The 13,604-nt window shown below is 72.7% G+C and carries 14 protein-coding genes; 7 read left to right on the forward strand and 7 right to left on the reverse strand.

What is annotated here, in order from left to right:
* Positions 1–200: 200 nt before the first annotated feature.
* A complete protein-coding gene (locus tag AC061S_RS08655; protein WP_478685245.1) occupies positions 201–812 on the reverse strand; it encodes a MerR family transcriptional regulator in 612 nt (203 codons plus the stop codon).
* Positions 813–1,130: 318 nt separating this feature from the next.
* Here AC061S_RS08655 and AC061S_RS08660 point away from each other — a divergent pair, with 318 nt between their 5' ends.
* The 5 genes from AC061S_RS08660 (at position 1,131) to AC061S_RS08680 (ending at position 6,403) form a co-directional block, all read left to right on the forward strand.
* Positions 1,131–2,840 (forward strand): sensor histidine kinase, encoded by a 1,710-nt coding sequence (locus AC061S_RS08660; RefSeq protein ID WP_478685246.1) that lies wholly within the window; start codon positions 1,131–1,133, stop codon positions 2,838–2,840.
* Between the two features lie 20 nt (positions 2,841–2,860).
* Entirely contained in the window at positions 2,861–3,508 is a 648-nt protein-coding gene (locus AC061S_RS08665; protein WP_478685286.1) for a response regulator, read from the forward strand.
* Positions 3,509–3,552: 44 nt separating this feature from the next.
* Complete coding sequence (locus AC061S_RS08670; protein ID WP_478685247.1) at positions 3,553–5,034, forward strand: DUF2252 domain-containing protein; 1,482 nt, start codon at positions 3,553–3,555, stop codon at positions 5,032–5,034.
* A 123-nt stretch (positions 5,035–5,157) separates the two neighbouring features.
* The gene (locus AC061S_RS08675; RefSeq protein ID WP_478685248.1) at positions 5,158–5,997 is read left to right on the forward strand and encodes a J domain-containing protein; all 840 of its coding nucleotides are present in this window, start codon (positions 5,158–5,160) and stop codon (positions 5,995–5,997) included.
* 61 nt (positions 5,998–6,058) lie between these two features.
* Entirely contained in the window at positions 6,059–6,403 is a 345-nt protein-coding gene (locus tag AC061S_RS08680; protein ID WP_478685249.1) for a rhodanese-like domain-containing protein, read from the forward strand.
* A gap of 40 nt (positions 6,404–6,443) precedes the next feature.
* Here the strand turns inward: AC061S_RS08680 and AC061S_RS08685 are convergent, their stop codons facing one another.
* From AC061S_RS08685 to paaA, 6 genes are all read right to left on the reverse strand, one after another.
* The gene (locus AC061S_RS08685) at positions 6,444–7,586 is read right to left on the reverse strand and encodes an acyl-CoA dehydrogenase family protein (RefSeq protein WP_478685250.1); all 1,143 of its coding nucleotides are present in this window, start codon (positions 7,584–7,586) and stop codon (positions 6,444–6,446) included.
* A 93-nt stretch (positions 7,587–7,679) separates the two neighbouring features.
* A complete protein-coding gene (locus AC061S_RS08690; protein ID WP_478685251.1) occupies positions 7,680–8,852 on the reverse strand; it encodes a 2Fe-2S iron-sulfur cluster-binding protein in 1,173 nt (390 codons plus the stop codon).
* Positions 8,853–9,371 carry a 1,2-phenylacetyl-CoA epoxidase subunit PaaD gene (paaD, locus tag AC061S_RS08695; protein WP_478685287.1) on the reverse strand — a complete coding sequence of 173 codons (519 nt, stop codon included), beginning with the start codon at positions 9,369–9,371 and terminating at the stop codon, positions 8,853–8,855.
* Positions 9,368–10,114 (reverse strand): 1,2-phenylacetyl-CoA epoxidase subunit PaaC, encoded by a 747-nt coding sequence (gene paaC, locus AC061S_RS08700; protein ID WP_478685252.1) that lies wholly within the window; start codon positions 10,112–10,114, stop codon positions 9,368–9,370. Before paaC ends, paaD begins: the two co-directional genes overlap by 4 nt.
* Positions 10,111–10,395 carry a 1,2-phenylacetyl-CoA epoxidase subunit PaaB gene (gene paaB / locus AC061S_RS08705; protein WP_243331024.1) on the reverse strand — a complete coding sequence of 95 codons (285 nt, stop codon included), beginning with the start codon at positions 10,393–10,395 and terminating at the stop codon, positions 10,111–10,113. The genes paaC and paaB overlap by 4 nt, the downstream gene beginning before the upstream one ends.
* Positions 10,392–11,441 (reverse strand): 1,2-phenylacetyl-CoA epoxidase subunit PaaA, encoded by a 1,050-nt coding sequence (gene paaA / locus AC061S_RS08710; RefSeq protein ID WP_478685253.1) that lies wholly within the window; start codon positions 11,439–11,441, stop codon positions 10,392–10,394. The genes paaB and paaA overlap by 4 nt, the downstream gene beginning before the upstream one ends.
* Positions 11,442–11,514: 73 nt before the next feature.
* Here paaA and AC061S_RS08715 point away from each other — a divergent pair, with 73 nt between their 5' ends.
* Both AC061S_RS08715 and AC061S_RS08720 read left to right on the forward strand, forming a co-directional pair.
* Positions 11,515–12,294, forward strand: coding sequence for a DUF5819 family protein (locus AC061S_RS08715; RefSeq protein ID WP_478685254.1), 780 nt, complete (start codon positions 11,515–11,517; stop codon positions 12,292–12,294).
* The gene (locus AC061S_RS08720; RefSeq protein WP_478685288.1) at positions 12,291–13,466 is read left to right on the forward strand and encodes an HTTM domain-containing protein; all 1,176 of its coding nucleotides are present in this window, start codon (positions 12,291–12,293) and stop codon (positions 13,464–13,466) included. The genes AC061S_RS08715 and AC061S_RS08720 overlap by 4 nt, the downstream gene beginning before the upstream one ends.
* The last annotated feature ends 138 nt before the right edge of the window (positions 13,467–13,604 follow it).

Raw genomic sequence — 13,604 nt, forward strand, 5'->3', positions numbered from 1 at the left:
TCTCTTCTGTTGTTTGTTTTATCGATCCCGTATCCGTCTGGGTTGTACCGCAAGATCCCCCGCCCTTGCTGTAGCCCGAAGTCGCCTATCCCCTTACGGTCGATCTGTTCGGAAGGAGTGGGCTCCAGTGATCACCAAACAGGATGCACGTCAACCGAAGGGGCGTCAACCTTAAGGTACTTACTGGACGGTCGCTACTGTTACGGACATTCGGATGGTTCTTGGGAGGAAGCGTGCTCGTGAATAAGGCGGCGTAGTGCGGAGAATGCGACGTCCCCGAGGACGGTTCCCGTCACCATGTGCGCGGCCGCACTCTCCGGGTCAGGCTGTTCGCGCAGGAGACGCACCTCGGCGGCCACAACCGGTTCCAAGGCGTCCGCATAAGTGTCCAGGAGGCGCAGCAGGTCGTCCTGTCCGAGCCACTCCACCGCGACGAGAGTCTGCGTCAAGGTGTGCCACGCCGGATTCTCCGGACTCACCCGCCAGTTCCGCGCCAGGGCCAGTGCCTGAACACGCTCCCTGGCCCGATCCCAATTCTGGTCCTGCGCCTCTGAGCCGGGCGAGGGCAGGGCGTACTGGATGGTGCCGCACAGTTCGCCGATCGGCGGCGGTGACATGTCTATCCTCCGCACGACGCGGCGGGCGGAGGAATACGAAAGGCCGCCGACGTCCAGCAGGGTTCTGACCAATACGGCTCTGCGGACATGGGACTCGTCGTACGCGGGAAGAGCGGGGAGCAGTCCCATGCGTACGTAAAGCTGAAGGACACGGAGGGGTATGCGGATCTCGGCGCTCAGTTCGGGTAGCTGCACGCCTCTTCCACCCGCCGATCTTCTTTGGCGCCGGTTTCCCCGCGTGATCCATTCCCTTTGGTCATGGCAGGACCTTAGGTAGGAGAGACGAGGCTCACAAGGCGGAGCGGCCCGACGGCGACGGTGCTGCCTCGAAAGATGTAGGGGGGTGCTCCCCTTCGGAGGCAGGTCGCCTGTAGCGGAGAAGCCGGAGGCCTCACCCTCGGCGGTATGGAACGGCCCCGGACCCGGGTCCGGACTGCGCCGGGAGACTTTCGTTGCCGGGGGCGCGACTAAAGAGGGCAGCCCGGTGGTGGCGCGGTGTCTAGGGTCGGGCGGGTGAATGTGACGGCGAGGGTGCGTGCGGGACGGGACTGGGTGAAGGGGCCCGAGCCCTGGACCCGGCGGATGCTGGCGGGGGATCTGGCCCTGGCCGGGGTGCTGGTGCTGCTCGGGCTGGGGGTCGAGGATCTCGACAAGGGCTCCGGGGCGCGGATGCTGGCCAGTTCCGTGGTCGTCGTGGTGCTGACCCTGCTGCGGCGGCGGCTGCCGGTGTTCACCCTGGTGGCGGGCTCGGCGGTGGGTGTCTACCTGCCCGGGGCCTTCCTCGTGGCGATCCCCCTCGGCTGGTCGGCGGGGCGGCGCATCGTCGGCGTCGGACGGGCGCTCGGTGCCTTCAGCGCGGCCTTCGCCCTGGCCATCGGCCTCAGCGTGGTCAAGGAGTTTCCGCAGGGCCGCGCGGTGCTGATCGTCGTCTTCAGCGCGCTGATGTTCCTGGCCATGGTGGTCATGCCCGGTCTGGCCAGCCGCTACTGGTCCCAGCGCCACACGCTGCTGCGCGCCCTCCAGGAGCGCAACGCCCAGCTGCTGCGGGAGCGGGCGATGGTCGCGGGGCAGGCCCGGCTGCGCGAACGCCAGCGCATCGCCCAGGACATGCACGACAGCCTCGGCCACCAGCTCGCGCTGATCTCGGTGCACACCGGTGCGCTGGAGGTCGATCCGGTCCTGACCGACCGGCAGCGCGAGGCGGTGGGCGTCCTGCGCCAGGCCTCGGTCGCGGCCATGCACGAGCTGCGCGAGGTCGTCGGCATCCTGCGGGACGGGGTGGAGGCGCCGCTGCCGGTCGAAGAGGCGCAGCCGGCCGCGCGCGGGGTGGCGGGCATCGCCGGGATCGTGGAGTCGGCGCGGAGCGCGGGGACGGACGTACGGCTCACCACGGCGGGGCAGCCCAGGCCGCTGGTCGCGGCGTGCGACCACGCGGCGTACCGGATCGCGCAGGAGGCGCTGACCAACGCCTACAAGCACGCGCCGGGCGCGCCCATCACGGTGGAACTGCGGTACGAGGACGACTCCCTGGTGGTGGAGATCGCCAACGGTCCGGCGGCCGGCCCGGGCGCCGGTGAGGTGGTGTCCGGCGGCCAGGGGCTGACCGGGCTGCGCGAACGGGCCCGGCTGGTCGGAGGCATGGTCTACGCGGGGGCCGTGGAGGGCGGAGGGTTCCGGGTGGCCGGGGTGCTCCCGTACGGGACCGAGCCGGCCGGGGCCGAGGAGGCGGGGGCCGAGGAGGCCGGGGCGGGCGGGGTCGCCGACGACTTCGGACAGCAGATGCAGGCCAGGACACTGAGCGGAAGCGCCGGGCCGGTGGACTGGGACGCGGTCGACCGGAAGCTGCTGAGCGGGAACGGCCGCGTCGGGGGCGTGACGCTGGGCTGCGGGATCGCGGTCGCGGCCGTCGTGGTGCTGCTGATCGTGATCGGGGCCGCGGTGGCGCTGCTGGTGGGATCGGTGGGCGACGCGATGCTCGGCAAGGCCGAGTACGACGCCGTCCACGTGGGCGAATCGGAGGAAGCGGTACGTTCGCAGCTGCCCAGCGGGGACAGCATCCTGACCGAGGGGCTCGACCGGAAGGGGCCGCCGCGTCCGCAGGGCGCGGCCTGTGTGGTCTTTCTGGCGGACGACGATTCCGACCTGGGCAGCGACAGCGTTTTCCGGTTCTGCTTCAAGGACGGCAAGCTCGTCGACAAGCAGGCGTACCAGGCCAAGCAGTAGGAGCACGGGTGACAGCCAAGGTGATCCGCGTGGTGATCGCTGATGACGAGCCGCTGATCCGGGCCGGGATCAGGATGATCCTGACCTCGGCGGCGGACATCGAGGTCGTCGCCGAGGCGGCGAACGGCCGGGAGGCGGTGGAACTGGCCCGGGCGCACGGCCCGGACGTGGTGCTGCTGGACATCCAGATGCCGGTGATGGACGGGCTGACGGCGCTGGCCGAGCTCGGGCGGGCGGCGCCCGAGGTGCGGGCGCTGATCCTGACCACCTTCGGGGAGAAGGAGAACGTGCTGCGGGCGCTGAGCGGAGGCGGAGCGGGGTTCCTGCTGAAGGACTCGGCGCCCGGCGAACTCATCGGCGCCGTACGGGCGGCCGCGGCGGGGGACGCGTACCTGTCCCCGGCGGCGACCCGGCACGTGGTGGACCAGCTGGCGTCCGGCCGGACGGCCGGCCGTGACGAGGAAGCGCGGCGTCTGGTGGCCGAACTGAGCGAGCGCGAGCGCGGGGTACTGGCGCTGCTGGGGGAGGGGCTGTCGAACGCGGACGCGGGGCGGCGGCTGCACATGAGCGAGGCCACGGTGAAGACGTACGTGAGCCGGATCCTGGCGAAACTGGAATGCGAGAACCGGGTGCAGGCGGCCCTGCTGGCCAGGGACGCCGGGCTCTAGGTACGGTCGGGCCGAAATCCGATGGCGATCAGGGGGCGGGGCGCATGACGGTGGTAGCGCAGCAGCGGGGCGTGGAACCGGAGCCGAAGGTACGGATCCCGGTGGTCGAGGGGTTCGCTCCGCGGTACTCCGCGGGGTCGGCGGCGCGGGCCGCGGGTTCGCCGGCCGGTTTCGCCGGTTCACCCGCCGGGTCTCCCCGGGAGGCGGGCAAGGCGCTGCGCACGCGGGTGCCCCGGGCTGCGCACGCGCGGTTCGAGGCACCGGCCGACCGGCCGGACGCGGTACGGGCGGTGGAGGAGTCCAACGTCGGGCGGGTCCCCGAGCTGACGCCGATACGGGTCGGCCGGATGGCCGCCAACCCCTTCACGTTCCTGCGCGGTGCGGCCGGGCTGATGGCGCACGACCTCTCCGGCGGTCCTGTCACCGGGATCGGCGCGCAGATCTGCGGGGACGCCCACGCGGCCAACTTCGGGCTGTACGGGGACGCGCGCGGCCGGCTGGTCATCGACCTCAATGACTTCGACGAGACCGTCTTCGGCCCGTGGGAGTGGGACCTCAAGCGGCTGGCCACCTCGCTGGTCCTGGCCGGCCGGGTGGCCGGAGCCGACGAGGACACCTGCCGGGCGGCCGCGCACGACGCGGCGGGCGCCTACCGGCGCACGATGCGCCTGCTGGCCAAACTGCCCGCCCTCGACGCGTGGAACGCCATCGCGGACGAGGAGCTGGTCTCGCACACCGACGCCCGTGACCTGCTGGGCACGCTGGAACGGGTCTCGGAGAAGGCCCGCAACAACACCTCCGCCCGGTTCGCGGCCAAGTCCACGGAGCCCACGCCCGACGGTGGCCGGGCCTTCGTGGACGCGCTGCCCGTGCTGCGCCGGGTCGGGGACGGGGAGGCGGCGGCCGTGGCGGCCGCGCTGGGCCCGTACCTGGAGACGCTGCAGGGCGACCGGCTGCCGCTGCTGGCCCGGTACGCGATCCACGACGTGGCCTTCCGGGTGGTGGGCACGGGCAGCGTCGGTACCCGCTCCTACGTGGTGCTGCTGCTGGACCACCGGGGTGAGGCGCTGGTCCTCCAGGTGAAGGAGGCCCGGCCCTCCGCGCTGCTGCCGCACCTGCCCGGGCTCGGCTTCGTCTCCCCGCCGGAGGAGCACGAGGGCCGCCGGGTGGTGGCCGGGCAGAAGCGGATGCAGGTGGTCTCCGACATCCTGCTGGGCTGGACGACGGTGGAGGGGCGGCCATTCCAGGTCCGCCAGTTCCGCAACCGCAAGGGCAGCGTGGACCCGGCGGCGCTGGCCGCCGACCAGTTCGACGACTACGGGCGGATGACCGGAGCCCTGCTGGCGCGGGCCCACGCGCACAGCGCTGATCCCCGGCTGCTGGCCGGGTACTGCGGCAAGAGCGACGAGCTGGACGAGGCCATTGCCGGCTTCGCCGTGGCCTACGCCGACCGGAGCGAGGCCGACCACGCGGTGCTGGTGGCGGCCGTGCGGGCGGGGCGGATCGCGGCGACGACCGGGGTCTGAGCGGCTGGGGTCCGAGCGCCGGCGTCCGAGCGCCGGCATCCGAGCCGGGGGCGGGATGTTTCACGTGAAACCGGTGGATGTTTCACGTGAAACACCCGGGCGTCAGGGCCTTAGGCTGGCCGGGTGAGCGAGCAGACTGTTCCCGAAGCGTCCGAGCCCGGCTCCGGCCCCGGCCCCGCTGCCGACGAGCGGCCCGAGGCGCGCCTGGAGCGCGCCGTGCGGGCGGCCGAGCAGGCACTGATCGAGTTCGAGATCGCGGTGGAGACCTTCCGGGTGGAGGTGGAGAACTTCTCCCGCCTGCACCACCAGAAGCTCGGGCCGATGTACTCGCGCCTCGACGAGCTGGACGCCCTGATCGCCGAGGCGAAGGCCGCGAGCACCGGGGATCCGGAGGACCTGCGCCGTGCACGCGAGGCCCGCTCGCTGGTGATGCCCATGCCCGGGGTGGACGAGCTGTTCCACGACTGGATGGACTCGGACGGGATGTCCGACGACGCCTCCGCGATGCTCACCGACCGCGCGGTGCGGCCGCCGGAGCGGGTGCGGCCGCCGGAGGAGGTGCGCCGCCTCTACCGCGAGCTGGTCCGCCAGGCGCACCCCGACCTCGCCCAGGACGAGGCCGAGCGCGAGCGGCGCGACGAGTTCATCGCGCGGGTCAACGCGGCGTACGGGCGCGGCGAGGAGCAGCTCCTGCGCGAGCTGGCCCAGGAGTGGGCGGAGGGCCCGGCGCCGGCCGCCGTGCGGCTGAGCGAGAGCGAGGAGCTGTACGAGCGCCTGGAGTGGCTCTCGCGCCGCAAGGAGCTGCTGTCGGTGGTGGCCCGGGAGCTGGAGGACAGCGCGATCGGGTCGATGCTGCGGATGGCCCCGGAGGACCCGGACCGGCTGCTGGAGGAGATCGCGGAGCAGCTCCTCGCCGATGTCGCGAAGCGCGAGGCGGAACTGGCGGCACTGATCACTCCGTGAGCCGCGGAAGGCCCGTCGGATAGGTTGGCTCACCTATCCGTGACGAGAGAAGGCGACAGCTATGAACTCCGGACCGCTTCCCTCGGTGGACGCCGCCGCGCTGCCCTCCGAAGCCTTTGTCCTCGACGTTCGCGAGAACGACGAATGGGCGGCCGGCCATGCCGAGGGTGCGCTGCACATCCCGATGAGCGAGTTCGTGGCGCGCATCGGTGAGCTGACCGAGAAGATCGAGGACGACCGCCCGGTCTACGTGATGTGCCGGGTCGGCGGACGCTCCGCCCAGGTGGCCCAGTATCTGCGGGGCCAGGACATCGACGCCGTGAACGTGTCCGGCGGCATGCAGGACTGGGAGGCCGCGGGCCGCCCGGTCGTCACCGACGCGGGCGCCCCGGGCTTCGTCGTCTGAGACGGCGGCCCCGTCCGCGGCTAGTGCTGTGACCGCAGCACTAGCCGAGGGGGTGGGCGGCCAGCAGGTCGCCCAGCGCCTCCTCGTGGGCCGCTGCCGGGCCGAGCTGGAGTTCCAGCTGCTTGGCCCAGGCGTGGTAGCGGTGCAGCGGGTAGTCGGTGTCGGCGCCGAAGCCGCCGTGCAGGTGCTGTGCGGTCTGCACGACGCGGCGTACGCCCTCGGAGGCCCAGATCTTGGCCACGGCCACGTCTCCGGCGCTCGGCAGCGGCCCGCCCGCTCCGCCCGTGGAGGCGTCGAGCCGCCAGGCGGCCTGCCAGAGGGTGACCTCCATGGCGCGCAGGTCGATGTAGCGGTCGGCGGCCTGGACGGCGACGGCCTGGAAGCTGGCCACCGGGAAGCCGAACTGCTCGCGCTTGCTCGTGTACTGGCTGGTCATGGTGAGCACGTTCTCGCCGAGGCCGAGCGCGAGCGCGCAGGTCCCGGTGGCCAGGAGCTGGCGCAGGTGGTCCCAGGCGCCGGGCGCGTCGATCAGGTGCGCGGCCGGGACCCGTACGCCGTCGAGGGTGAGCTCGGCCAGCCGCTCCCCGCTGGTGGAGTACTGCTCCGCGAGGGACAGGCCCTCGGCGCCCCGGGGGACGAACGCGAGGACCCCCTCGCCCTCCCCGGTGTGGGCCGGTACGGCGATCCAGTCGGCGCTGTGCCCCCAGGCGACGGCCGTCTGGAGCCCCTCCAGGACCCAGGTGTCCCCGTCCCGCCGTGCGGTGACGGCCAGCTCGGCCGGGTCGTGGCCGCTGCGGCCGTGCGCGGCGACGGTGAGGACGAGGCTGCCCTGCCCGGCGCCGGGCAGCAGAGCGCCGGCCAGCTCGGGGCTGCCGTGGGTCTGGACGGCCATGGCGGTGGCGCAGTGCTCCAGCAGCGGCACCCGGGCCAGTACCCTCGCCGCCTCGCGCAGGACCAGGCACAGGGCGATGGCGTCGAGTCCGGAGCCGCCGTGCTCCTCGGTGAGGACCAGGCTCAGCAGGTCGGAGTCCGCGAGCTTCGCCCACAGCTCGCGGTCGAACTCCTCGGCCACCGCCCGCGGGGTGAGGGCGGGGCTGGGCACGCCGTCGGGGGCCACATCCGCGAACACGGCCTTGGCCGCCTCGACGGCGGCCTGCTGCTCCTCGGTGAAGGTGAAGTCCACTGCCTGTCCTCCCGCGTACCCGGATCGCGCTCTGCCTGACGGTGCGTCAAGATAGAACACGTTCTTAAAATTTGACAGGGGGACGGCAGGGGCTCAGCGGTCGAAGTCGATCTCCACGTCCTCCGACACCGGGTGCGACTGGCAGGCCAGCACGAACCCGGCCTCCGTCTCCCGCTCCTCCAGCGCGAAATTGCGGTCCATCCGCACCTCGCCCGATACGACGAACGCCCGGCAGGTGCCGCACACCCCGCCCTTGCAGGCGTACGGGGCGTCCGCGCGGGCCCGCAGCACCGCGTCGAGCAGGGACTCGCCGTCGCGCACGGGCCAGGTGCCCGAGCGGCCGTCGAGCCGGGCCGTGACCCGGCCGCGGGTGGCGTCGGCCGCGGCGGTGCGCGCGGGCGGGGCGGTGTCCTCGACGTGGAAGACCTCCTCGTGGACCCGGGTGCGGAGCACGCCGAGCGCGCCCAGCGCCTTCTCCGCTCCCGTCACCAGGCCGTACGGCCCGCACAGGAACCAGCCCGTCACCTCCGCGACCGGCAGCAGGGCGGGCAGCAGCTCCGTCAGCCGCTCCTCGCCGAGCCGGCCCGAGGGCAGCCCGGCCTCCTGCTCCTCGCGGGACAGCACGGTGACGAGCTGGAACCGGTCGGGGTAGCGGTCCTTGAGGTCGGCGACCTCCTCCAGGAACATCGTCGAGGCCGCGCTGCGGTCGCTGCGCACCAGGCAGAACCGTGCGTCGGGGCGGGCGGCGAGGAGGGTGGCGGCGATCGACAGCACCGGGGTGATGCCGCTGCCGCCGACGATCGCGGCGTAGTGCGCGGCGGCCGGAGCCGCCGCGGGGTCCAGGATGAACCGGCCGGCCGGGACCATCACGTCCAGGACGTCCCCGGCGGCGATCTCCTTGTGGGCGAAGGAGGAGAACTCCCCGCCCTCCACCAGCCGCACCCCGACCTGCAGCGAGGCGGGACCGGGCCCGTCCGCGGCCTGGGCGGGGGAGCAGATCGAGTACGTACGCCGCCCCTCCGCGGTGCCGGCCGGGGCGCCGGAACCGCCGCGGCGCAGGGTGAGGTGCTGGCCGGGGGCGTGCCGGTAGTCGGCGCGCAGCTCCGGCGGGACGGCCAGGGTCAGGGCGACGGAGTCCTCGGTGAGCCGGTCGACCGCCGTCACCGTCAAGGTGTGGAACGCGCCGTGGCGCGCGGGGCGCGCCGAGGCGGCGGCCGCCGGGCCTTCGGGCGCCACCGGCGTGGGCGACGGCGGTGACACGGCCATCTACAGCTCCTTGAAGTGGTCGAACGGTTCGCGGCAGGCGATGCAGCGGCGCAGCGCCTTGCACGCGGTGGAGGAGAACCGGCTGAGCAGCTCGGTGTCGGTCGATCCGCAGTTCGGGCAGCGGACGGACAGGGCGAGCGGAACCGGGCCGCCGGCGGCGTGCGGCCGCGGCGGGGCGATGCCGAACTCCGCCAGCTTGCGGCGGCCTTCGGCGCTGATGTCGTCGGTGGACCAGGCGGGGGCCAGCACGGTCCGCACCCGGACCTCCGGTATGCCGTGGTCGGTCAGGACCCGCTTGATGTCGGCGGACATGGCCTCGATGGCCGGGCAGCCGGTGTAGGTGGGGGTCAGGGTGACCTCCACGTGGCCGTCCTCGTGCATCCGCACCCCGCGCATCACGCCGAGCTCGGCGAGGGTGATCACGGGCAGTTCGGGGTCGGGGACGGAGCCGGCCAGCGCGGCCAGCTCCACCTCCAGCCGGGTCCTGTCGGTGCCGGTGCCCGCGCCGGCGGTGGTCACCACGATGCCCCCGGGTGGCTGCGGTGCAGGTGCTGCATCTCCGCGAGCAGGCGGCCGAACGACTCGGTGTGCAGTCCCTGCCGGCCGGCTCCGGCGGCCCAGGCGCCGTGCCGCGGCCCCTGGGGCGGCTCCAGCCCGGCCCGCTCCAGTACGCCGCCCAGCGCGGCCAGCCAACGGCCTTCCAGGGCGGCCCAGTCGATCTCTTCGAGCCCGTCCACCGGCCGGAACAGCTCCCCGGTGAACTTCCACAGCCCGTCCAGGCCGGCCCGCATCCGGCGCCGGCTCTCCTCCGTGCCGTCGCCGAGCCGCAGGGTCCACTGCTCGGCGTGGTCGCGGTGGTAGGCGGTCTCCTTGACCGCCTTGGCGGCGAGCGGCGCGAACGGGCCGTCGCCGAGGGCGAGTTCCCCGTAGAGCTCGTGCTGGTAGAGCGAGAAGTAGAGCTGGCGCGCGATCGTGTGGGCGAAGTCGCCGTTCGGCTGCTCGACCAGCTGGAGGTTGCGGAAGGACCGCTCCTCGCGGAGGTAGGCCAGCTCGTCCTCGTCGCCGGCCGTCGACAGCAGGACGCGGGCCTGGCCGAGCAGGTCGAGGGCGATGTTGGCGAGGGCGACCTCCTCCTCCAGGACGGGCGCGTGGCCCGCCCACTCGGCGAGGCGGTGCGAAAGGATCAGTGCGTCGTCGCCGAGGGCCAGCGCGGCCGCCACGGCCGCCGTACCCGCTCCGGTGCTCGTCTCGGTGCTCGTCACAGGTGCTGCACCCCCTCGGGGATCTCGTAGAAGGTGGGGTGCCGGTACGGCTTGTCGGCGGACGGGGCGAAGAACGGGTCCCGCTCGTCCGGGGAGGAGGCGGTGATCTCCGTGGAGGGCACCACCCAGATGGAGATGCCCTCGCCGCGCCGGGTGTAGAGATCGCGGGCGTTGCGCAGGGCCATCTCCGCGTCGGGGGCGTGCAGGCTGCCCGCGTGCGTGTGCGAGAGGCCGCGCCGCGAGCGGACGAACACCTCCCACAGGGGCCAGTTCTGCGTCATACCCGAGCCTCGCTTCCGTTTGCCGCCGCGGCCGCCGTGGCCGCCGCCTGCTTCTCCGCATACGCCGCGGCCGCGTCGCGCACCCAGGCGCCTTCCTCGTGCGCCGCGCGGCGCTGTCCGATCCGCTCTTCGTTGCACGGGCCGTTGCCCTTGAGCACTTCCCAGAACTCCGCCCAGTCGATGGCTCCGAAGTCGTGGTGTCCGCGCTCCTCGTTCCACTTCAGGTCCGGGTCGGGCAGCGTCAGCCCCAGCGACTCGGCCTGCGGGACGGCGATGTCCACGAAGCGCTGGCGCAGGTCGTCATTGGTGTGGCGCTTGATGCGCCAGGCCATCGACTGCGCCGAGTGTCCCGACTCGGCGTCGGGCGGGCCGAACATCATCAGCGAGGGCCACCACCACCGGTCGACGGCGTCCTGCGCCATCGCGTGCTGGGCCTCGGTGCCCCGGGAGAGGGCGAGGAGCAGCTCGTACCCCTGGCGCTGATGGAAGGACTCCTCCTTGCAGATCCGGACCATGGCCCGGGCGTACGGCCCGTAGGAGCAGCGGCAGATCGGGACCTGGTTGGTGATCGCCGCGCCGTCCACGAGCCAGCCGATCGCGCCGACGTCGGCCCAGGTCAGCGTCGGGTAGTTGAAGATCGAGGAGTACTTCTGCTTCCCGGCGTGGAGCTTGTCGAGGAGCTCGTCGCGGCTGGTGCCCAGCGTCTCGGCGGCGCTGTACAGGTACAGCCCGTGACCGGCCTCGTCCTGGACCTTGGCCATCAGGATCGCCTTGCGGCGCAGTGAGGGCGCGCGGGTGATCCAGTTCGCCTCGGGCTGCATGCCGATGATCTCGGAATGGGCGTGCTGGGCCATCTGGCGGACCAGTGAGGCGCGGTACTCGTCGGGCATCCAGTCGCGCGGCTCCACCCGCTCGTCGGCCGCCACGGCCGCGTCGAACGCCGCCGCGAGCTGCGCGCCGAGGTCGGCGGTCACGCTGATCCCCGCGTCGCGTCCCGCGTCCCGCCCCCCGGTCCCCGATGTCACTGCCGGGGTCACTGCCACCATCACGGCCCCCTGTCAGAGGTCTTTTCCCGCCTCGTCCCGCCCGACCGACCGATCGTTCGGTTCATGCTCTTCAATGGTGGGACGAGGGCCCGTAGGGTGTCAACCTCTGTGGTCAACCCTGTGGACACCGGATGATCGGGGCGGGATGGATTCGAACGAGCGCGAGCCCCTGGAAGGAGAGGCTCCGCCCCTTCCCAGGGCGCCCGGAATCGCCGGCCTGTCCACCCCGTACCGGGTCGTCACGGCCCTCGCGCTCGGTGCGGTGGCGGTGGCCGCCTGCTGGCACCTGGCTCTCGTCTTCCTGCACGTGGCCCCGTCCAACACGGTCAGCAAGCGGCACGCGCGCGTGATCGACGGCTGGATCTACCCCGAGTTCGAACAGAACTGGAAGCTCTTCGCCCCCAACCCGCTCCAGCAGAACATCGCCGTGGAGGTGCGCGCGGAAGTGCGGACGGACGACGGCCTGCTGGTGACGGGCGACTGGCGCGGGCTCTCCGCCGAGGACGGCGCGGCCATCCGCCACAGCCTCCTGCCGAGCCACACCGAGCAGAACGAGCTCCGCCGGGCCTGGGACTTCTTCACCACCTCGCACGACGAGGACAACAAGTCCACCGGCGAGCGCGGCGAACTCTCCGAGCAGTACCTGCGCCGGATCGCCCTGGACCGGCTGGACCCGCGCACCCCGGCCGACACGCCGGTGGGCGAGGGCGGCCGGCCCGGCCGCGTCACAGAGGGCCGGATCGTACGGATCCAGCTGCGCGCGGCGACGACGGAGGTCCCCGCGCCCGCGTGGTCCGACGAGGAGGCCGACACCCAGACGTACTACCGGGAGCTGCCGTGGTGGACGGTGTGACGGGGCTCAAGGCCTCCGCCGGCCGGGCGCTGGCCCGGGTCAGCGGGCAGGCGCTGGGTCCGTACCAGAGCGCCGTGGTCCGGATCGGCTTCGCCGGTACCTGGCTGTTCTTCCTGCTGCGGGAGTTCCCCCACCGCCACGAGCTCTACGGGCCGGACGGGCCGTGGAGCTGGGAGCTGGCGCGGCGGCTGATCGACACGAACCGCGCCTTCACGGTGCTGATGTGGTCGGATTCGGCGCTCTGGTTCGAGATCGTCTACGCCGTGGCCGTGCTGTCGTCCGCCCTGCTGATGCTGGGCTGGCGCACCCGGGCGACCTCCGTGCTGTTCATGGTCGGCGTGCTGTCCCTGCAGAACCGCAGCGTCTTCATGGGCGACGGCGGGGACAACGTCATCCACCTGATGGCGATCTACCTCGTGCTGACCCGGTGCGCGCAGGTGTGGTCGCTGGACGCCCGCCGCGCCCGCCGCCTCGGCTCGGCCTCGGCCGGGCGGGCGGGGCCGGTGCTGTGGGGCGTGCTCGGCGCGGTGTTCGCGTACGGGGCCGCGACCGGGCGGTTCAGCACCGGCTGGCTGGTGGTGTTCGCGGCCCTGTGGGTGCTCGCGGCGCTGTGGTGGATGGTCGACCGCTACGACCCGGAGGGGGAGGGGCGGGCGGTCCTCGACGTCCTGGCCAACCTGCTGCACAACGCCGGGATGCTGGTGATCATGGTGGAGGTCTGCCTGATCTACGCGACGGCCGGCTGGTACAAGATCCAGGGTTCGCGGTGGCAGGACGGCACGGCGCTGTACTACCCGCTGAACCTGGACTACTTCACCCCGTGGCCCGGGGTCTCGGCCTTCCTCGCGAGCAGCGGCACGCTGGTCATGCTGCTGTCCTACGGGACGGTCGCGGTCCAGGTGGCCTTCCCGTTCACGCTGTTCAACCGGCGGATCAAGAACGTGCTGCTGGCGCTGATGATGCTGGAGCACGCCGGGATCGCGGTGCTGCTGGGCCTGCCGTTCTTCTCGCTGGCGATGATCGCCGCCGACGCGGTGTTCCTGCCGACCGGCTTTCTGGTCTGGCTCGGCGCGCGGGTCGCTGCGCGGCGGGTTCGTGGGAGGCGGCCCCTGCCGGGGCCGGAGCCCTACGCGGACCCCGAGCCCGCGCTCCCCAGCCCCGTCCCGCGCTGAGGCCCGACCCTGCGGGGCCGTCCCCTACCCTCCCTTCCACCGTTCCCCGGGCTCTGCCCGGACCCCGGTCCTCAAGCGCCGGACGGGCTGAAAGACCCTGGGGCTCCGCCCCAGACCCCGCGCCTCAAACGCCGGCGG

The sequence above is a fragment of the Streptomyces sp. CA189 genome, from assembly GCF_056428985.1.

What these genes read in the sequence shown, in the direction of transcription:
- AC061S_RS08670 (WP_478685247.1), top strand. Translation starts at nt 3,553, where the DNA reads ATGACGGTGGTAGCGCAGCAGCGGGGCGTGGAACCGGAGCCGAAGGTA.
- AC061S_RS08680 (WP_478685249.1), top strand. Translation starts at nt 6,059, where the DNA reads ATGAACTCCGGACCGCTTCCCTCGGTGGACGCCGCCGCGCTGCCCTCC.
- AC061S_RS08690 (WP_478685251.1), bottom strand. Translation starts at nt 8,852, where the DNA reads ATGGCCGTGTCACCGCCGTCGCCCACGCCGGTGGCGCCCGAAGGCCCG.
- paaB (WP_243331024.1), bottom strand. Translation starts at nt 10,395, where the DNA reads ATGACGCAGAACTGGCCCCTGTGGGAGGTGTTCGTCCGCTCGCGGCGC.
- paaA (WP_478685253.1), bottom strand. Translation starts at nt 11,441, where the DNA reads ATGGTGGCAGTGACCCCGGCAGTGACATCGGGGACCGGGGGGCGGGAC.
- AC061S_RS08715 (WP_478685254.1), top strand. Translation starts at nt 11,515, where the DNA reads ATGGTGGGACGAGGGCCCGTAGGGTGTCAACCTCTGTGGTCAACCCTG.